The organism is Actinomadura meridiana (genome assembly GCF_039537545.1).
Classification (GTDB): domain Bacteria; phylum Actinomycetota; class Actinomycetes; order Streptosporangiales; family Streptosporangiaceae; genus Spirillospora; species Spirillospora meridiana.
The window spans coordinates 68,644-87,222 of sequence record NZ_BAABAS010000006.1 but is presented as its reverse complement, the minus strand read 5'-3'; the positions used below and the strand labels follow the sequence as shown (position 1 = coordinate 87,222).

The following is an 18,579-nucleotide window of genomic DNA, read 5'->3' as shown; positions in this document are numbered from 1 at the left end:
TTCGGAGGGGCCGGAGCGTGGGCGGGCGGCATGGTAGTAATCGAAACGTGATCCGCGTGCTTGTGGTTGATGACGAGGCATTGATCCGTACCGGCTTCACGCATATCCTCAACGCCGCCGACGGCATCGAGACGGTCGGGGCGGTGGCGGGCGGCGAGGCGCTGCGCGCCGTCGAGGAGCTGCGCCCCGACATTGTGCTGCTTGATATCCGCATGCCGGACGTCGACGGGCTGACGGTACTCGCCGCCATTCGCGAGCTGTCCGATCCGCCCGTGGTGGCCATGCTCACCACTTTCGACACCGATGAGTTCGTGGCGGGCGCGTTGCGGTCCGGGGCGGCCGGGTTCCTGCTGAAGGACACCGACCCCGAACACCTGGCCCATCTTGTGCGCACGCTTGCCGCGGGCGGGGTCGCGTTGTCGTCCAAGGTCACGCGCACGGTCGTGGACGGTTATCTGGACGCCGGGTCCCAGGCGTCGGCCGTCCAGGCGGTGGCGCGGCTGACCGACCGCGAGCGGGACGTGCTCGTGCTGGTCGCCCAGGGGTTGTCCAACGCCGAGATCGGGGCGCGCGTGCACCTGAGCGCCTCGACCGTGAAGGACCACGTCAGCGCGATCCTCGCGAAACTGGAGGTCGGCGGGCGTGTTCAGGCCTCGCTGCTGGCCGACCGCGCCGGTCTGCTCGTCCCGCGCGGCGGGGTCGGCACGTGAGAAGGCCGTGGATCGCGTGGCCGCGACGTCGCGCGATCGACCGCGCCCTGACCGATGCGGGCCTCGTCACCCTGTCGCTGCTGGACGCATGGTTCCAGGGAGGCTTCGGCACGCGGCCCGGGGCCGCGTGTGTCGCGGTGACCTCGGGCGTCCTGCTGCTACGCCGCCGCGCGCCGCTGCCGGTGTTCGTCCTGACCGTGCCCAGCGTGCTGGCCTCGTCGGCCGTGGCCGCGGCGCTGATCGCCATGTACGCCCTCGCGACGCGGACGCGCAGCCGACCTCTGTTGGCGGTCTGCGCGACGGTGTTCGCGGGCTGCTACATGATGCCCTGGCCGACACCCAGGAGAGGCGCCATCGTGGGCGTCTCGGACGTGCCGGACCTGGCGTACGGGCTGGGCCTGGCCGCCGCCCCCGTCCTGCTCGGCCAGCTCGTCCAGGCGCGCCGTGACCTCGCCGCCCGGCTGGACGAGATCACCGAGGTGCGCGAGCACGAGCAGTTCCTCGCCGCGCAGAGCGTCCTCGCCAAGGAGCGCGCACAGCTCGCCCGTGAGATGCACGACGTCGTGTCACACCAGGTCAGCCTGATCGCGGTACGCGCCGGTGCGCTCCAGGTCAGCACGGGTGATCCGGACGCCAAGGAGGCCGCGACCACCATCCGGCGGCTGAGCGTGCGGACCCTGGACGAGCTGCGGCACATGGTCAGCGTGCTGCGCGCCTCGGGCGGCCCGCCCACGGAGCTGACCCCCCAGCCGACCCTCGCCCAGCTCCACGCCCTGGTCGCCGGTTGCGGCATCGAGGCCGTCCTGAACGTCGATCTGAACGGCGACCTGCCCGCCCCGGTCCAGCGCGCCATTTACCGGACGGTGCAGGAGGCGCTGACCAACGCCCGCAAGCACGCCCCCGGCTCCACCACCCGGGTCGAGGTCCGCCACCGAAACGGGACGGTGCGCACCACGGTTACCAATACCGCGCCCACCAGGCCCACCCTCCCCCTACCCAGCGCGCACCATGGGCTGATCGGTCTGCGCCAGCGCGCCGAACTCCTGGGCGGCGCGCTGGAATCGGGTCCCACGTCCGACCACGGCTACCGGCTCAGCCTCGACCTCCCTGTCGCTCCTGGCTAGCGCTTGCGTCGGGCGCTGGCTCCGCTGGTCAGGGGCGGGGGATGGCGACGGCGTAATAGGAGGTCTGAGGGGTTGGTCCTGTGGCGAAGAACTGGATGTTGGAGAGGTACAGGCGGGGGCCGAAGGCGGCGATGGTCGTCGGTAGATCGAACCGAGGGTCCTTTATCCGCTGGATGACGTGACCTTCGGTTCCCGCTGCGTTCAGCCGGAGGACCGCGACTGTGTTCAGGCTGTTCTGCACCGCGAACAGTGTCCGGCCGCGGAGCAGCAGGCCGTCGCCTTCCGGTAGTGACTCGCCGTGCAGGTTCACGCGGCGGGTCGTGCCGGTCACCGGGTCGACGCGGAAAAGTCCACCGGTGTTCGACTGCACGACGATCAGGCCATGGCCGTCCGGTGTCGGGACGATGCCGTTGGCATTGAAGGCGGCGCTGTCCTGGCCGTCGTGGTACACGAGATCGCCGGTGAGTGGGATCTGGACGGCGGCGGACGGCAGCCGTCCGCCATGCAGGGGCAGCTTGTACAGCACCGGGTTCGTGGAGTCGGTGAACCACGCGGCGCCCTGGGTGAGGATTACGTCGTTGATGAAGGTGCGGCCGGTGGCCAGCTGGTAGGACGCCAACACCCGGCCGGTACGGGTGTCGAGGACGCGGGCGTCGCCGCCCGTGCCGCCGGCCACGAAGATCCGTCCGCGAGGGTCGGTCTTGAGTCCGAGGGCCTGCGTGCCCGGCCCGCGGCTGACGATCGCGCCTCGTCCGGTGCGCAGGTCGGCGCGGTACACGGAGCCGTCGGCCATGGAACCGATGTAGGCGAACGGGCCGGGTCCGGTCGCGATGCCCTCGGGCTGGAACCCGTTCGGCAACCGGATCGTGGTCGGGTATGCCGCCGCGTCGGAACGGTGGCTGACGGACGCCTGCGCTGGCGCGCTCATCGTGGCGGCGGCCAGTCCGAACACCAGCACAGCGGAGAGTGTCTGACGACGCATGGGAGGCAACCTCTCAACATTGAAATATTCAGCGTTGAGGAACGTATGCCGGGTGGTAGCTTGATGTCAAACAGTTCAACGTTGAGAGGTGCGTGGTGGTGGAGCGGGACGCCGTCGACCTCGTCGTGGAACAATGGGCCCGCGCGCGGCCCGACCTCGACCCGTCCCCCATGAGCGTTCTCGGACGGCTCTCCCGGGTGACGCGGATCGTCGAGCGCGAACTCAAGGCCCTCTTCGGCGAGTTCGGTCTTGAGCGGGGCGAGTTCGACGTCCTGGCGACCCTTCGGCGCAGCGGCTCCCCCGACGGCCTGACGGCGGGCATGCTGGCCCGCTCGTCGATGGTGACCTCGGGCGCCGTCACCAACCGGCTCGACCGGCTCGTCGCCAAGGGGTACGTCACGCGCGAGTTCGACCCCGCCAACCGGCGCACCGTCATCGTCGCCCTCACGCCCACGGGCCGCGACCTCATCGACCGCGCTGTCGCCGCCCACCTCGAGAACGAGCGCCGTGTCCTCGCCGCGCTCGACCAGCACGAGCAGGACGGCCTCGCCGCCGTCCTGCGCACCCTGCTGCTCAGCCTCGGTGACGAGGCAGGCGATCCGCGCGCACCCGGCGATCTCTGAAGCCGAGTAACGGCCATTTCAGCGAATCAGTTAACCCGGTTGATTTGCTTCGTCGCACTGGGAGTCGCCATTTTGGTGCGGCACTTCTTGGACGGTGGCGGTTGGCCGAAATGTCTTGCGGGTTAATCAGTCTTCACCTGTGGTTCACCTGACGGTGAACAGCGGGTGACGTCGGAATGCGGGAGGTCAGGGGTGAACCTTTCGCGGTAGTTTGAGCGTCTCATTGTGGATGGTTTCTCCGCGTCCAAGGAGAATGCTCATGCGGAGCGATGCGTTCGATGTGTTGGACGGCTTGAATTCGGCGCTCGACAGCAAGGGGCTGTTGACGGGCCTGACGGTCGGTGTGGTGACGTTCGTCTGCGGGCTGGTGTACGGCAGGTTCCGCAAGCGCCGACTGCTCAGTTGGGCCGTGTTGTACGACGAGCCGATCAACCGGACCTTCCAGGACGACGGTCCCGACATGTGGGAGATCTCCTCCCAGGGGCAGGAGATCGACAAGGGCAGCCTGGTGGTCCTGGACATCGCGAGCGCCGGGCGGGACGACATCATGGAGAGCGACTTCGCCCTGCCGCTGTCGTTCCAGTTCCCGGGACGCGAGGTCGTCCATTTCAAGGTTCGTGATTCGGAGCACGTGCGGCGAAAGACCATCGAAGCGCCCGATGAGGAGATGCAACCGCCCGGTGACCGGTCGAAGATCGTGCTGCCTCTCTTCTCGCTGAACCGGGGTGTGGGTTTCAAGCTGCTGGTCCTGCTCAAGGAGACGGCCTCGGGGCCAGGGGCGTCCAATGTCCGCGGCTATCAGGTCGTCGATGGTGGCACCGTGCGGGGTGGTGAGGTCCAGCAGCGCAAGCCCCGGGACCGCCGCTACTGGTTCCGGGTGATCGCGACGGGGACGGTCCTTCTGCTGCTGTTCGGCCTCACCGGTGGCATCTATCTGGCCAACCGGGTCATCACCCCCCATCCCGATTGTGCGATCGGCACGCTGACCGTCCTGGGGTCCACCGCCTTCGCGCCGATCGCCAACAATGTGGCCAACGAATACGAGAACGCCTGCTCCGGCGCGTCGATCACGATCTCCGCCGTGGGAAGCGGGTCCGGGCTGGACGACCTGCGTCGCCGCCCGGCTCCCGGAGTGATCGCCATGACGGATGGTGAGGAGGGCGGGAACACGCCGGGGCTCAGGGTCCGGCCGGTCGGGCTGGTGATCTTCGCCGTGGTGGCCAACAAGAACCTCAAGTTGTTCGATCTGAGCACCACGCGGCTTCGCGATCTGTTCCGGGCCACTCCGTCCTCGGCCAACGGCAGTTTCGTCGTGGTCGGGCGCGGCAGCGGCTCGGGTACCCGAAGGGCCTTCGAGCAGACCGTCCTGGGCGCCCGGAGCACCGACTTTCCCGCCTCGGCCACCTGCCCGACTGGTTCCTCAAGTACGCCGGTGGCCTGCACGGTGAACACGACCATGGACCTGCTCACCTACATCGAACGCACCCCGAACGCCATCGGATACGCCGAAGCGGACGCGCTCACCTATTTCCCGAACGTGCGGACCCTCAGTATTGACGGCACCTCGGCCACTCGCTCGGCCACGCTGGACGGCTCCTATCACTTCGTCGCGACCGAATACCTCTACACCGCAGGGCAACCGCGTGGCCTGACCGCCAACTATCTCGCATTCCTGACCAGCGATCCCATGACCGCACGGTTGCGCGACCACAGTTATGTCGCCTGCTCGGAACTGTCCGGGACAGCTCTCGCGGGCCAATGCACCTGACCGCTGCCCACCAACCGGTTCGGAGAAAGAAAGCCGGTACGGATGTCGTGCCGCCGTCACGTGGAGCACGATGACCAGGCTTAGGCGAGCGCCTCGCGGAGAATGCGGACGGCCTTCGGGCCGACGCCGTACGTAGCTATGCGGGTTGGGGCGTTGGCGGGGAATATGGCGCCCCGGGTGGGGCGCCATATTCGTTTTGGTCAGGAGCCCGCGAGGTCGGTGCGGGCTCGGGTTTTCAGGGCCTCGGCGAAGTTCGCCCATTCGTCGGCCAGGCTCAGGGCCAGGTCGGCGACCAAGGGGACGCAGTGGGCGGGGATTTCGCCTTGGATGCCCGCCCATTCAGTGGACTTCAGTGAGCGGGTGCTGAGCAGGCGGAGGAGACCCCTGCCTGTTTCGGTCAGTCGTAGGGACGGGTCGCGTTGCAGTTTGCGGAGAGCGAGGTCGGCGTCGGGAACACGACGGTGGCGGTGGAATCTGACGGGTTTGGGCGCTTCGGCGGCGTCGCGTTTGCGCTGTTCGGCAAGGAGCTGTTTCGCCGGGACGGGGTCCTCTCCTCTGCGTAGGCGTTCCCGGACGTCGAGGGCCGTGGCGGGCGAGATGCCCGCTAGTTCGGCGATCTCCCGAAGGGACGCACCTGGGCGTTCGGCGAACAGTTTTCCGGCCAGCCTCCGGCCGACCGCGCCATTGATCGGGCGGACTCGGCCGTCCCTCCCGATCCGGGCCTCGGGCTGCGCCTGCTCCGGCGCCGAACGGGCCCTGATCTTGGCGATGGTGGTGGCGGCCAAACCCACCACCTCGCCGATGGCACGGTCTGACCACTGCGGGTGCGAGCTGAGGATCCGCGCCGTGGCCGCCTCGCGGTCGGCCAGTGAGAGCGGGAGCCCATGGCTGATGTTCGCCTGGACGGCGGCGACGAACGCGTCCTCGTGCGAGCCGATGAAGAACTGGACGCGGATCTCGCGTTGGCCGTTCTGGATGGCGGCGCGCAGACGATGCATGCCGTCGAGCACGGTCATCGTCTGGCGGTGCACGAGAATCGGCGGAAGGTCCGTGTCCACCCCCGCGAGGACCCGGATGTGATCGGGTTTCTCGCCCTCCAGCCGGGGACTGTCAGCGAATTTCAGAAGCTCAATGGGAATTGTTGAGGTCGTACCCGTGCGAAGCATATCTAACGTATTGTGAGCGGAAGGCTCCAATTCCATCCCCCATAATGTTTTTGGGCCATGTGTCGCAATTTATAGCAGGCTCCGCAGAGCGTCAATCGTGGTCGGCGGCGTTTCCTCTCAGTTCCCTTCCGAAGCGACGAACCGGGCCAGCCGCGCCACTCCCTCCGTGATCTCCTCGTCACTGAGATAGCTGATTGACAAACGCAGCGCGCGCTCGCCACCACCGTCCGGATAGAAGTACGACATCGGCGTCCAGATGACGCCGAATCGTTCGGCAGAACGGGTCAGGGCCGCGTTGTCGGCGCGAAAGGGAACGTTGAACGTCAGGAAGAAGCCGCCCGCCGGGGCGTTCCAGGTGACGTCGAGCCGTCCGGGCGGGAACTGTCGTTCGAGTTCGCGCAGCGTCGTCCGCATCGCGTGGTCGTAGTGGTCGGAGGTGTCCCGGTTGAGTTCGGCGACGCCGCCGGTTCCGGCGAGCAGCGCGCCCGCGATGACGGCCTGGCTGAGCGCCGGGGTGTTCACCGTGACCATGCTCTTGATCTTGGCCAGCTCGTCGGCCAGCGGTGTCGTGCGGCCGTCGGCGTCCACGACCTGCTGGTCCGCGACGGCGAAGCCCACGCGGGCGCCGGGGAGCACGGTCTTGGAGAACGAGCCGAGGTGGATCACCGTCCGGTGCCGGTCGAGGCTTTTCAGGGTGGGCACCCGCGGGCCCGGGCTGACCAGCCGGTAGGGGCTGTCCTCAAGGAGGAGGACGCCTTCCCGGGCGGCCACGTCGAGCAGGTGTCGCCGGGCCTCCACCGGAATGGTGACGCCGGTCGGATTGCAGTGGTCGGGAATGACATAGACGGCGCGGACCCTGCGTCCACGCGCGGCCTGGAACGCGATCGCGGATTCCAGATCTAGCGGTGAAAGCCCTTCTGGGCCTTCTTCGATTGGGATCGCCTCGATTCCGAGCAACCGCGCGGCGCCCGTAATTCCGACGTAGGACGGGGTCGAGACGAGTAGGACGTCGGTCGGCGAAGCGAAAAGCGCGCGCAGGGTCAGGAACATGGCCTCCTGGCAGCCGACGGTCACCACGATCGCCTCGGGCGCCACGTCGATGCCCTCGTCGCGGCGTAGGGCGTCGGCGATGAATCCGCGGATCATTCCGGCGGACGGGCCGTACTGGAACAGCGCGTCCCGGATCCGCGGCTGCGCGAAGCCCTCCTGGGCGAGGTGGTCGATGTACCGCCTGAGGTGGTCGACGATGTGCTCGACGTCGAAGAAGCCGTCGTAGGGGCGGCCCGGCGCGAGGGAGATCGCGTCGGGGTAGCGGGCGGTGACCTCGTTGAGGAAGTTCATCGTGTCCATGACCGGGTCGGTCAGAGCGGCGAACAGGTCCTCGCGGCGCAGGCCGGTCGTGGGCGGGTGGGACGCGCCTCGTGGCGGGCCGGTCGGGGCCGGTGGCCCGGTGCGGATCAGGTCCGCGTCGGCGTCGGCCACCGACGGGGTGCCGGTGAGGACCATCGCGTCGGCGAGTTCGTCGGTCGTCAGGTCGAGGACGGCGGCGACGCCCGGTTCACCCGCGACGGCGAGCCCGTTCAGAACGGGACGGCCGAGGAGAACCGCGTCCGCGCCAAGGGCGAGCGAGACGAGGATGTCGGTGCCCTTTCGGACGCCGCCGTCCAGCAGTACGGGGCAGCGCCCGGCCACCGCGGCGGCGACCTCGGGCAGGGCGTCCAGGGCCGACCGCATGCCGTCGAGGCGGCCGCCGTTGTGGTTGGAGACGATGACGCCGCTGACCCCGGCCTCCACCGCGCGCGCCCCGTCCGCCCCGGTCATGACGCCCTTCAGCAGGATCGGCAGCCGGGTCACCGAGCGGAGCCAGTCGATGATCCGCCAGTCGAGGGACGGGTCGAACTCGGCGAGCACCCCGCCCCCCGGCGACGGCTCGGAACCCGAACTCGGCGGTTCGAGGTTCGCGGGCTGGACGCCGGGCGGCAGCCGCAGACCTTCGCGGAGGTTCTGGAGCCGGCGGCCGAGCCACGGAGCGTCGACGGTCAGCACGATGGCCTCGAAACCGGCGTCCTCGGCCCGGGCGATGAGCCGCCGGGTCACCGCGCGGTCGCGGAAACAGTAGAGCTGGAGCCACAGCGGGGACCGCGCCGCCTCGGCCAGGTCCTCGAACCGGCAGCCGGACAGCGTGTTGACGATGACCGGGACGCCCGCCAGGCCCGCGCCCCGGACGGTCGCGAGCTCCCCGGCGGGGTGCGCGAGCGTCTGGAAGGCCATCGGGGCGACGGCGAGCGGCGCGTTCCAGGTCCGGTCCAGGATCTTGGTCCTGAGCTCGGGTTCGGCGACGCCCGCCAGGACGCGCGGGCGGAGCCGGTACTGCCGGAACGCGGCGGTGTTCTCGCCGAACGTGTCCTCCTCGCCCGCGCCGCCCTCGACGAAGCTCCAGATCGACGGCCCGAGCCGTTCCCGGGCCAACCGTGCGTACTCGTCGAGTGATAAAGCCCGTGGTTCATCCAGCATGATCGGTCCAGGGCATCGCGTGACTCAACTCCGTCTCAGCCGATGTCATCTTTCCAATTTCCACACCCGGCGGTTGGCCAGCAAGGGGTTAATGCAGGCCACTTTGTGCCTTTCCGGGGTGAGGCGCGATCACGGGCGCGCTTTCGGGACGCGCGCCTTTAAGATCATTTCACCCTTGTAGCCCAGCGGAAGAGGCAGACCACTTAAATGGTCTGCTTGTCGGTTCGAAACCGATCGAGGGTACGGGTCCGCGACAGCGATGGGATCTCGGTCACGGAACCGGGATTTCGCTGTCGCGAAACCCGCCGTTACGAGAAACCCCGATGCCGAAACCCGTCGTTAAGAATGCCGCGTCCGCGGCGTCGCCCGCGGCCGGTGAATTACCCCGCGGACAGGCTCCGCGCGCTATGACGCCATGGCCTGTTCACCGCCGTGCCCGCTTCGAGCTCGTAAGGGACGGTGGCGTCTGGTGAGTGTGCGACTGTCAACCCCGTGCACTTGAACAGCGGTCCGGGCGGCCGAGACCGCCCCCTTCCGCCGGGTGGGCGTGACGACAGGCCGGACCTTGTCGGCCCGGTCGCATGCCAGCCCAGGTAAAACCGACTGCTTCCGCATCGGTATGCCCCCAATCAAGCCCCCCGTGCGCCGGGCACCCCCAATGCGCCCCGCCCGGACGAACTCCCCGATTTCGGCGTAAGAATCACACGTCACGGCGCGCGCCGACAAGCGCGCTGGATCCCGCCGCCAGTTCGGCCCCATCGAGGCTCCAGTGGCGGTGGACGCGGTGGCGGGGTTCCGGTCGCGCCTGGTGGCGGACGGTGCGTCGCCCGGCAGGTGGGGCGAAGCCCCTGGCAGAAGGGTGACCTTCCACTAACTCGGCGGGCGTTCGGAGGTGTCTCATGTCCGATTGGTCATGACGGGAGTGTCTATGGTGCCACGCCAAGTTTGAAAGATAAATCATAGTTGAAGATCACGTATGGTGAACCGGCGCTGACCTCAGGTAACGCATTGGCCGAACAGATATAGGCGTGCACAACGGGAATGCAAGAGATGAACGGGATTTCGCGCCTAATGTCCGCATGTGGCCACGATCGTGAGCGGGCAAAGATCATCGCTTAGTCTGGCCTTGCCAGAGCGAAGGGGGTCCGCTCGGCATGTCTTGAGGGAAGACCCGGTCTCGACGCTCCCGTCAAACGCACTTCACCAGAAATTGACCGTGCCATCCGAGCTACAGGCTTCCCCGCCGGCCGAACGCCCGAGGCCATTACTTTGATTCACGTCGGCCTCGGTCGGCGTTTTCGAGGCGTGAGAATACACATGCATTTTCTCATTTTGGGCAGCCTTGAACTCAGGGAGTCCGGCAAGCGGATTGCCATTACCGCCCCCAAGCAACGCGCCATCCTGGTGGCACTGCTCCTGGACGCCAACAACGAGGTGCCGATCACGCGGCTCACCCGGGCCGGCTGGGACGACCGGCCGCCCGCGACGGCGCAGACCACGCTCCAGTCGTACATCTACCGGCTGCGGCAGGCGCTCAGCCCGCTGCCGGTCGAACTCGACACCTCGCACGACTGCTACCGGTTGAACGTCGCCCCGGAGGCCATCGACCTCTGGAACTTCCGGCGGCGGGTCGACCGGGCCCGTGAGCACGCGCTACGCGGGCGCCTGAGCGACTCGACGGCCGAACTCCGCCGGGCCCTCGCGACCTGGCGGGGGAACGCGCTGTCCGGCGTCCCCGGGGAGACGCTCCGCCAGGAGGCGCGGCTGCTTGAGGCGGAGCGCATCGCGGCCTACGAGGAGCTCTTCACCACCGAGATCAGGCTCGGCAACCACCGGCACATCATCCCCGAGCTGCAGAAGGTCGTCTCCGGCAACCCTTTCCACGAGTCGCTCAGGGCGTTGCTCATGTCGTCCCTCTACTCGTCGGGACGCCAGGTGGAGGCCCTTCAGCACTTCAGCCAGATACGGCGGCGGCTGCGTGACGACCTGGGCATCGAACCGTGCCAGGAGTTGCAGGAACTGCACCAGTCGATCCTGGAACAGCAGCCGCGCAAGAGATCAGCGCACTCGTGAACTGGCCGTATGGTCCATGGCACGGTCCATATGGTTTATGGCACGGTCCACTCCTTTCGACGGGTTCGGGGACGACGGGACATTAGCGACCAGTCCAGATCGGGTCGCGTTTCTCGGTGAACGCGCGGACGCCCTCGACGGCGTCGGCGCTGTTCCTGCGTCGCTCCTCCCAGACGTACTCGGCGGTGAAGGCGTCTTCGAGCGGCATGTCCACCGACTTCAGCGCGGCCTCCTTGATGGCGCGCACGGACAGGGGGGCGCTCCGGACGAGGTCGGCCGTCCACCCGCGCACGCGGTCGTCCAACCGGGCGGCCGGGACGACCTCGTTCACCAGCCCGAACCGCAGCGCCGTCGCCGCGTCCATCCGGCGACCGGTGAGCAGGTATCCCATGGCGACCTTCGGGGGCAGCTGCCGGACCAGGCGAAACACCCCGCCCGCGCCGGGCACCAGCCCGAGGCCCGCCTCGGGCAGGCCGAATTGCGCGGTGTCGCTCGCGATGATCAGGTCGCAGGCGAGGGCCAGTTCGAAGCCGCCACCGAGGGCGTAGCCGTGCACGCGCGCGACGACGGGCTTGCTCAGCGTGAACCGGTCGGTGAGCCGCGGATGGCCCGGCTGCCCGCGACTGCCGAACGTGGTCGGCGCCGCGCCCGCCCGGTTCAGCGCGGCCCGTTCCTTCAGGTCCTGGCCGACGCAGAACGCGCGATCACCGGCTCCGGCGAGCACCGCGACGTGCACCTCGTCGTCGCCCTCCACGTCGTCCCAGATGTCCGCGAGCTCCTCGTGCGTGCGTAGATCCATCGCGTTGAGGACCTCGGGACGGTCCAGCGTCACGTGGGCGACATGGTCCTTCTTCTCGTAGCGCACCCGGGGCCGCGTCATGACGACCGCGCCCCGAACCGGCCGACCTTGTCGATCACGTCCTCCCCATGGATGCGCAACGCCTGCTGGAGGGCGAACTCGGCCGCGTACGCGCGGAGGGCGTCGACCGGCTCGTCGGCGAGGTTGAGCATGCGCCGGTTCGCCAGGACGGCGTCGCTGTCGAGCGCGGCCAGGGCCCGTTCGATGGCGGCGTCCATCGCCTCGGGCTCGACGACCTCGTCCACCAGCGTCGCGGCGTCCGGTTCCGCCGCCCGGACGCGACGGCCCCGCAGGACGATCTGCCGGGCCAGCCGCGGCCCCCCGAACCGGGTCAGCCTGAAGTTCGCCATCCCGGGGACGATCCCCTCCTCGGCGGCCGGAAGGCTGAGATAGGAGTCGGACGCGGCGATCACGTGGTCGAAGACCAGCAGCAGCTGCATCCCACCGCCGATCGCGAACGTGTCGACGGCCGCGACCCACGGCTTGTCGGTCAGCCGCGCCCGCCAGCCGCCCGCGCCCGGACGGTCGTCGAGCAGCCCCCGGAAAATCTTGTGGATGTAACCCAGCTCGCGGCGGAGCAGAAATCCGACCAGGGAGATCCCGCCGGAGCTGATCCGCTTGAGGTTGATGCCCGCGCTGAACACGCGGCGGCCCCGGTAGCGCGGATGGCTCATCACGCCGCCGCGCAGCAGCCCGACCCGGACGGACGGGTCGAGAAGCGCCAGATCGACGGCGGTCTCCATGTCGTCGACCTGGCGTTCGTCCTCGGCGTTCAGGCAGTCGTCCCGGCACATGGTGAGGCGCGCCACGCCATCGCGTCGCTCCAGCCGTACCGCCTCCATCTCCACCACGCCGGTCCGGGTGAACTCCGGCAGCAGGCTCAGTGCGCGGTCGGTCGGCCTCAGCATCGCGTCCATCAGGTGCGGGCCGGACACCGAGGAACGGAGGACGGCCCGCAGGAAGATGCCCTGGTCGATCTCGCGCCCCTCCTTGGCGGCCTGCGGACGGCTCAGCTCGTCGTCCATCTGCGCGACGGTGGGACACAGCCCGGGAAAGGCGTCCGCCGCCGCCTGCACAAGCTCGGCGAGCCGCAAGTACCGGGAGCGATGTTCAGTGAGCCGGTCATACACGGCGTCGGCGTGCTCATCCATGAACCCGGCCCGCAACGCGCGAACCCCCTCGTGCACCGCGTCCGCCACCGCCCTCTGCTCAGGCGACCGCGACGCGGGTTCGGGCAGAGCCCCAATCCGCTTCTCAGCACGCGCGGCAGCCTCAGCCAGCGCAGCACCCGCATACTCCAACTCACTCACACTCATGACTCCACCCCCCTGGGGGGCGCCCCCCAGACCCCCGAGGGAGAAGACACCAAGATCCTCGCTCCGCTGCGGTCACGACCCACCCCTCTGGGGGACGACCCCCAGACCCCCGAGGGAGAAGACACCAAGATCCTCGCTCCGCTGCGGTCACGACCCACCCCTCTGGGGGACGACCCCCAGACCCCCGAGGGAGAAGACACCAAGATCCTCGCTTCGCTGCGGTCATGGTGTCTTCCTGCGCAAAGTGCGGTCGCATGCGGCGAGGTGGGCTCCGAGGGCCTCTTCGAAGGGGACCGTGGACGCGTCGAACAGGAGTCGGCGTCTGATGGAGGGTTCGCTGGGCGGGATGGCTGCGGCCGTTGATGTCAGTTCTGCGAGCGCGCTCGTGGGGTCGGTGGTGAGGTCGTCCAGCAGGGCCATGGTGTGGGCCTCGGTGGCCTCGATCGGGGCTCCTAGCAGGACCGCGCGGCGGATTCGGGCTGTGCCGACCTCCTGGGTGAGGCGGTAGAGGGCCATGCCGGGCCAGGTGGTGCCGTCTGGTGTGGACAGCAGCAGCCGCGTCTCCGGGGTGGCGACGCGGACGTCGGTCACCAACAGGGCGTCCAGCGCGGTGCCGCCGCAGTCGCCGGACGCCGTTCCGACCGTCAGGCGGTCGAGGCGCTCCAGCCTGCGCAGCGCGCGTTCCCACTTGTTGGCCAGGCCGACGGTCAGGCCGTCCGCCCAGGACGCGTCCGGCGCGCCGGAGACGTGGACCACCACCGGGTGCGGGCCGTCGTGGTCTTCGGCGCGGTCGCACAGGGCGGCCACGGACGCGACGGTCTCCGCCGAAATGGGCCGTGTGCCGTCGATCCGCAGGACGAGGTCGTCGCCTTCCCTGGCGCTCACCACTGGACCAGCGCGGTCTCGATGGTGGAACCGGGGCCCATGGTCATGAGCACGCCGTACTCCCCCGGGCGGGCGACGTCCTCGGCGACGAGGCGTTCGTAGGAGAACAGGACGGAGCCGCTCGACACGTTGCCGTGGTCGCGCAGGACGCCGGTGGTGTGCCGGACGTCGTAGCGGCTCAGCCCGAGGTTGATCACGACGGCGTCGATGACCTTCTTGCCGCCCGAGTGCACCAGCCAGTGGCCGATGTCGGCGCGGCGCAGGCCGGTGCCCACCAGCAGCCGGTCGACGACGATCTCCGCGTGCGCGCCGACCACGTAGGGGATGTCGGGATCGAGGAAGAAGCTGAACCGGCCGAGGTCGCGGTCCCAGTCGTAGCGCATCGCGTCGAGCGCCTCGGTGATGATGAGGCTGGCGAACTTCAGGACGCGGGGCCCCTGGGGGACGTCGACCGTGTCGGTGTCGGGGCCGTCCGCGCGGAGGGCGAGGGCCGCCGCGCCGTCCCCGAAGAGGCTGTTGACCACGGCGGTGCGCATCGTCCCGTCGAGCGCGTACGCGGCGGAGCATGCCTCGGTGCACAGGACGACGGCGAGTTCGCCGGGGTGCGCCGCCGACCAGCCGGACACGACGTTGAGGGCGTTCAGGCCCGCGTTGCATCCCATGCCGACGATGTCCGCGCGGCCGCAGTGCCGGTCGATGCCCAGCTCGCGGATGATCAGCGCGCTGAGGCCGGGGGTGAGGAAGCCGGTCGAGGTCACGCAGCACAGGTGGCGCAGGTCGGACAGGGAGGCCCCGGCGCTCTTCAGGCACGCTTCGAGCGCCTGCGCGCCCATCTCGACGGCGAGCGCGGTGTGCTTGTCGAGCAGGTCGCCCTGCGACTCGGGCCGTCTGGCGCCGTCCGCGTTCAGCGGGGGAAGGGTGAGGTGGCGCCGTTCGATCGCGCTGTTGAGGAATACCGAGCGGACCTTGGGATTTTCGACGCCCAGCACGTCGAGCAGTTCGGGCTGGGAGATTCGGGTGCCCGCCACGGCCGTGCCGACGCCGACGATCCGCGAGATCGCGGGCAGCGAATCCCGCGCCGCCCGGACGTCGTCGATTTCTGCGGGGAGGTCGAGAGCGGTCGTCATCGGTACATCCACCCCCATGTCCTCAGCTTGCTCCGGAACAGCCGCTTGACCTGGTCCGCCGTCATCGTCCTCGCCTTTCTCGAAGAGTTCGTCCGGGCCGAGAACCCGGCGCACATCATTCTCCGATCGAAGGGCGACAAAAAACCAGATCTGCGCGAATGGAAAGAATATGAGAACGGCGATATCCGCACGATGACGGATCGGAAAGGCCGGGTGTTCAAGTGAAGTAAATCTGCGGTCGAACGGTCGCCCGGCCCATTCCGGTCACGTCGGGCGCGTGGGGCGGTCAGGTGGTGGCCAGCGCCTCGGTCGGGGTGAGGCGGGCGGCGCGGCGGGCCGGGTAGAGGCCCGCGACGGCGCCGATGAGGATGGCGGCCAGCGCTCCCCCGGTGATGGCCTGGCCGGGCAGCGCGAGCGGGAACCCCCGGAAGACGGCGTAGCCGAGGGAGACGACCAGCCCGATGACCACCCCGGCGGCGCCGCCCAGCCCCGACAGCGTGACCGACTCGGTGAGGAACTGGAGCCGGATCTGCCCGCGGGTCGCACCGAGCGACCGGCGCAGCCCGATCTCCTGGCGGCGTTCCAGCACCGAGATCACCATGATGTTGGCGATGCCGACGCCGCCCGCGAGCAGGGCGATCCCGCCGAGGGCGAAGAACAGGGCGTTGAACGCGCGGTTCGCGGCGGCCTGCGCCGTGAGCACGTCCGACGGACGGCTGATCTGGATCTCCTCGGGATGCTCCGGGTTGATGGTGTAGCCGAGGATGTCGCGCACGGACGCCACGGTCTCGTCGGTGGACCGCTCGTACAGGGTGGTCGCGTACCCGTTGAACCCGAGCGTCGTCGCGTAGTCCCAGCCGATCAGCGCCGACCGGTCGATCTCGGGCGCGAGCTTGACCGTGTCGAGGACGCCCGTCACCAGGAACCAGCGGCCCGCGATGTAGACGTGCCCGCCGGTCCGGTCGACGCCGAGCCGTTCGGCGGCCACCGAGCCCAGCACGACGGCCGGGTAGCGGCTGGTGGCGGGGTTGAGGAACGTGCCGGTCCGCACCGTGCCGCCGAGGGCGTCCAGCAGGTTGGTCCGGGACGCCTGCACCGCGATCCCGTTGGTCGTCGCCGAGTCGATCTTGTCGGTGCGGCGCGCGCTGGCCCCGGTCACCGCGCCGACGGCCGACACCCCGGTCACGCCGGGGATCCGCGCGGCCATGCCCTCCGCCTGGGCGGGCAGCCGCGCCTCCTGACCCGTCAGCGACGTGCCGGGCGTGACGGTGAGCATGTTGGTGCCGAGCCGCTGGATCTCCGCCATCAGCCCGGCCTTGCTGACGGTGCTGATGCCCACCAGCCCCACCATGGCCGCGACGCCGATGGCGATGCCGAGCGCCGACAGCGCCGCCCGCAACGGCCGTCCGCGCAGCCCCTCCAGCCCGACCTGCGCCAGGTCGCCCGAGCGGAGCCGGACCGGTTCCGGAAGAGCCTTCATGCGAGTACTCCTGTGTCGGCGTGGATCTGGCCGTCGCGGATCTCCAGGCGCCGGGGCAGTGCGGCGGCGACCTCCAGATCGTGGGTGATCACCACGACGGCGGTGCCGTCGCCGTTGAGTTCGGTGAGCAGCTCCAGCACGCCCGCGCCGGAGACGGAGTCGAGGTTGCCGGTCGGCTCGTCGGCGAGCAGCAGCGGCGGGTCGCCGACGACGGCGCGGGCGATGGCGACGCGCTGTTTCTCGCCTCCCGACAGCTGGTTCGGGCGGTGGTCCAGCCGGTGGCCGAGGCCCACGCGTTCCAGCGCCGCCTTGGCCAGGCGGCGGCGTTCCCGCGGCGAGACGCCGTGGTACAGGAGGCCGGTGGCGACGTTGTCCAGTGCCGACAGGTGCGGGGTCAGGAAGAACTGCTGGAACACGAACCCGATCCACCGGGCCCGGACGGCGGCCAGTCGCCGGTCCGGCAGCTTGGCCACGTCGTGCCCGAGCATCAGGACGCGGCCCGTGGTCGGGGTGTCCAGGGTCCCCATCAGGTGCAGCAGCGTCGACTTGCCGGACCCGGACGGCCCGACGATCGCGACCAGCTCCCCGGGGGCGACGGCGAGGGACACGTCGCGCAGCGCCCGTACCCCGCCCGAATAGACCTTGGTGGCGTTCTCCACGGCGAGGACCGGAGTCTCGTCATCAGGGGAGCGGGGGTCGCCGGTCATGAGGCCGTCGGTCATGACTTCGGCACCTGCACCTTCATGCCGGGCTGAAGGTCGCCGCTCACCTCGACCCGGTCGCCGTCGTAGATGCCGAGCTTGACCGGGACGGAGTGGACCGTCCCGGAGGCGTCCACCACGGTCACCGAGTAGGCGCCCTCGGCGGACGCCATCAGCGCGTTGATCGGCACGGCCAGGACGTTCTTGTGCTCGGTGCTGGTGAACCCGACGGTCGCGGGCGCGCCGTCGAAGTCGGCCGCGCCGCCCGCCTTGTCCAGCGTGATGGTGACGGGGATCGTCGCGTTCTCGGTGCCCTGCCCGGTCTGCGACTGGGCGTTGGTGGTACCGGCGGTGGCGGTCGTGCCGATCGTGGTGATGCGGCCGGTCGTGGTCTTGCCGCCGGGCAGGGTGACCCGGACCTTGGCGCCCCGCACGGCGACCTCCTGCCGGCTGACCGGCAGGTTCACCGTGACGACCCGCCGGATGCTGCTGGCGGTCAGCACGCTGCCGCCCGCGGGCGCGCCGAGGACGACCGACAGCTTCGTCACCCGGATGGCGCCGGGCTGCACCACGACGGCGTCGGGGTCCAGTTCGCCGGTCTCGGGGAGGCCGAGGTCGTCCTGCCAGTCGCGGAGGGCCTCCGCGGTCGCCCACGTGAACGAGCGGTCCACGGTCATGTCGTCGCCGTAGCCGAGCTTGTCCAGGTTGCGTTCCAGTTCGAGGACGTCCTTGCCCTTGGTCATGCCCTGCTGGAATGTCCGCCAGAACGGCGTGTCCCCGTAGACCAGCGGGACCTTCTCGCCGTCCAGCCCGTACACGCGTTCGCCGCGTTCGATGACGTCACCGGTGCGGGGCAGCCAGGTGACGCGGCCCTTGCCACCGGCGAGGACGGTGTAGGTGTCGGCGAAGCCGAGGGTACCGTCCACGTCCGACGTCCGGACCATGGTGGTACGGACGACCGCGACGGTCGGCAGCCCCGAGGCGCTCCGCGCCGGTGTGTCGCTTCCACCCCCCAGCGCCAACGCCGCGCCGGCCGCGCCGATCGCCAGGGCAGCGGTGCCGCCGAGCAGCGCCCAGAGCCGGCGGCGCCGTCGCCGCGGAGGCGGCGACGCCTCGTCCCGGACGGGCACGTCAACCTTGGATTCCAGCACTGTCGGCCTCCGGACGTTCCGCTGAAAATGGACTCATGACGATCAGCTTGCCGAAACACCGGTTTCGTGGCGGTGACCGCTTGTGTTAACCCCCGCCTTA

Annotated in this window: 16 protein-coding genes and 1 tRNA gene; 7 read left to right on the top strand and 10 right to left on the bottom strand. The window is 69.4% G+C overall.

The features are described 5' to 3' along the window. Positions 1–47: 47 nt before the first annotated feature. A complete protein-coding gene (locus tag ABD808_RS13600; RefSeq protein WP_344895510.1) occupies positions 48–710 on the top strand; it encodes a response regulator in 663 nt (220 codons plus the stop codon). Beyond that, positions 707–1,834: a sensor histidine kinase gene (locus tag ABD808_RS13595; protein ID WP_344895507.1), complete on the top strand. Its 1,128-nt coding sequence runs from the start codon at positions 707–709 to the stop codon at positions 1,832–1,834. The genes ABD808_RS13600 and ABD808_RS13595 overlap by 4 nt, the downstream gene beginning before the upstream one ends. 28 nt (positions 1,835–1,862) lie before the next feature. Here ABD808_RS13595 and ABD808_RS13590 read toward each other — a convergent pair whose 3' ends face one another. Then, positions 1,863–2,816 (bottom strand): NHL repeat-containing protein, encoded by a 954-nt coding sequence (locus ABD808_RS13590; protein ID WP_344895504.1) that lies wholly within the window; start codon positions 2,814–2,816, stop codon positions 1,863–1,865. A 92-nt stretch (positions 2,817–2,908) separates the two neighbouring features. On the opposite strand from ABD808_RS13590, the gene ABD808_RS13585 reads away from it, so the two are divergent. Both ABD808_RS13585 and ABD808_RS13580 read left to right on the top strand, forming a co-directional pair. Beyond that, complete coding sequence (locus ABD808_RS13585; protein ID WP_344895501.1) at positions 2,909–3,439, top strand: MarR family winged helix-turn-helix transcriptional regulator; 531 nt, start codon at positions 2,909–2,911, stop codon at positions 3,437–3,439. 259 nt (positions 3,440–3,698) lie between these two features. Continuing rightward, positions 3,699–5,207, top strand: coding sequence for a substrate-binding domain-containing protein (locus tag ABD808_RS13580; RefSeq protein WP_344895498.1), 1,509 nt, complete (start codon positions 3,699–3,701; stop codon positions 5,205–5,207). Between the two features lie 200 nt (positions 5,208–5,407). Here the strand turns inward: ABD808_RS13580 and ABD808_RS13575 are convergent, their stop codons facing one another. Together ABD808_RS13575 and ABD808_RS13570 are read right to left on the bottom strand one after the other, a co-directional pair. Further along, positions 5,408–6,265: a ParB/RepB/Spo0J family partition protein gene (locus tag ABD808_RS13575; protein WP_344895496.1), complete on the bottom strand. Its 858-nt coding sequence runs from the start codon at positions 6,263–6,265 to the stop codon at positions 5,408–5,410. Between the two features lie 225 nt (positions 6,266–6,490). Next, positions 6,491–8,887, bottom strand: coding sequence for an aminotransferase class I/II-fold pyridoxal phosphate-dependent enzyme (locus ABD808_RS13570; protein ID WP_344895493.1), 2,397 nt, complete (start codon positions 8,885–8,887; stop codon positions 6,491–6,493). Positions 8,888–9,058: 171 nt separating this feature from the next. Between ABD808_RS13570 and ABD808_RS13565 the strand changes: the two genes are divergently transcribed. Both ABD808_RS13565 and ABD808_RS13560 read left to right on the top strand, forming a co-directional pair. Further along, positions 9,059–9,130, top strand: a tRNA-OTHER gene (locus tag ABD808_RS13565). A 1,074-nt stretch (positions 9,131–10,204) separates the two neighbouring features. Next, positions 10,205–10,960: an AfsR/SARP family transcriptional regulator gene (locus ABD808_RS13560; protein ID WP_344895490.1), complete on the top strand. Its 756-nt coding sequence runs from the start codon at positions 10,205–10,207 to the stop codon at positions 10,958–10,960. Positions 10,961–11,042: 82 nt separating this feature from the next. On the opposite strand, the gene dpgD is transcribed toward ABD808_RS13560, so the two are convergent. The 4 genes from dpgD to dpgA form a co-directional block, all read right to left on the bottom strand. Further along, complete coding sequence (gene dpgD / locus ABD808_RS13555) at positions 11,043–11,840, bottom strand: enoyl-CoA-hydratase DpgD (protein ID WP_344895487.1); 798 nt, start codon at positions 11,838–11,840, stop codon at positions 11,043–11,045. Next, positions 11,837–13,135, bottom strand: a complete 1,299-nt coding sequence (dpgC, locus tag ABD808_RS13550) for a (3,5-dihydroxyphenyl)acetyl-CoA 1,2-dioxygenase DpgC (protein ID WP_344895484.1) — start codon at positions 13,133–13,135, stop codon at positions 11,837–11,839. The genes dpgD and dpgC overlap by 4 nt, the downstream gene beginning before the upstream one ends. Before the next feature lie 222 nt (positions 13,136–13,357). Next, positions 13,358–14,020, bottom strand: coding sequence for an enoyl-CoA-hydratase DpgB (gene dpgB, locus ABD808_RS13545; protein WP_344895481.1), 663 nt, complete (start codon positions 14,018–14,020; stop codon positions 13,358–13,360). After that, complete coding sequence (gene dpgA, locus ABD808_RS13540) at positions 14,017–15,147, bottom strand: 3,5-dihydroxyphenylacetyl-CoA synthase DpgA (RefSeq protein ID WP_344895478.1); 1,131 nt, start codon at positions 15,145–15,147, stop codon at positions 14,017–14,019. Before dpgA ends, dpgB begins: the two co-directional genes overlap by 4 nt. 45 nt (positions 15,148–15,192) lie before the next feature. Here dpgA and ABD808_RS13535 point away from each other — a divergent pair, with 45 nt between their 5' ends. Beyond that, entirely contained in the window at positions 15,193–15,372 is a 180-nt protein-coding gene (locus ABD808_RS13535) for a hypothetical protein (RefSeq protein ID WP_344895476.1), read from the top strand. 61 nt (positions 15,373–15,433) lie between these two features. Here the strand turns inward: ABD808_RS13535 and ABD808_RS13530 are convergent, their stop codons facing one another. From ABD808_RS13530 to ABD808_RS13520, 3 genes are read right to left on the bottom strand one after another with little or no spacing between them, the layout of a single operon-like run. Beyond that, positions 15,434–16,627: an ABC transporter permease gene (locus ABD808_RS13530; RefSeq protein WP_344895473.1), complete on the bottom strand. Its 1,194-nt coding sequence runs from the start codon at positions 16,625–16,627 to the stop codon at positions 15,434–15,436. Further along, the gene (locus ABD808_RS13525; RefSeq protein WP_425548926.1) at positions 16,624–17,349 is read right to left on the bottom strand and encodes an ABC transporter ATP-binding protein; all 726 of its coding nucleotides are present in this window, start codon (positions 17,347–17,349) and stop codon (positions 16,624–16,626) included. Before ABD808_RS13525 ends, ABD808_RS13530 begins: the two co-directional genes overlap by 4 nt. Next, the gene (locus ABD808_RS13520; protein ID WP_344895470.1) at positions 17,346–18,479 is read right to left on the bottom strand and encodes a peptidoglycan-binding protein; all 1,134 of its coding nucleotides are present in this window, start codon (positions 18,477–18,479) and stop codon (positions 17,346–17,348) included. The genes ABD808_RS13525 and ABD808_RS13520 overlap by 4 nt, the downstream gene beginning before the upstream one ends. Positions 18,480–18,579: the final 100 nt, after the last annotated feature.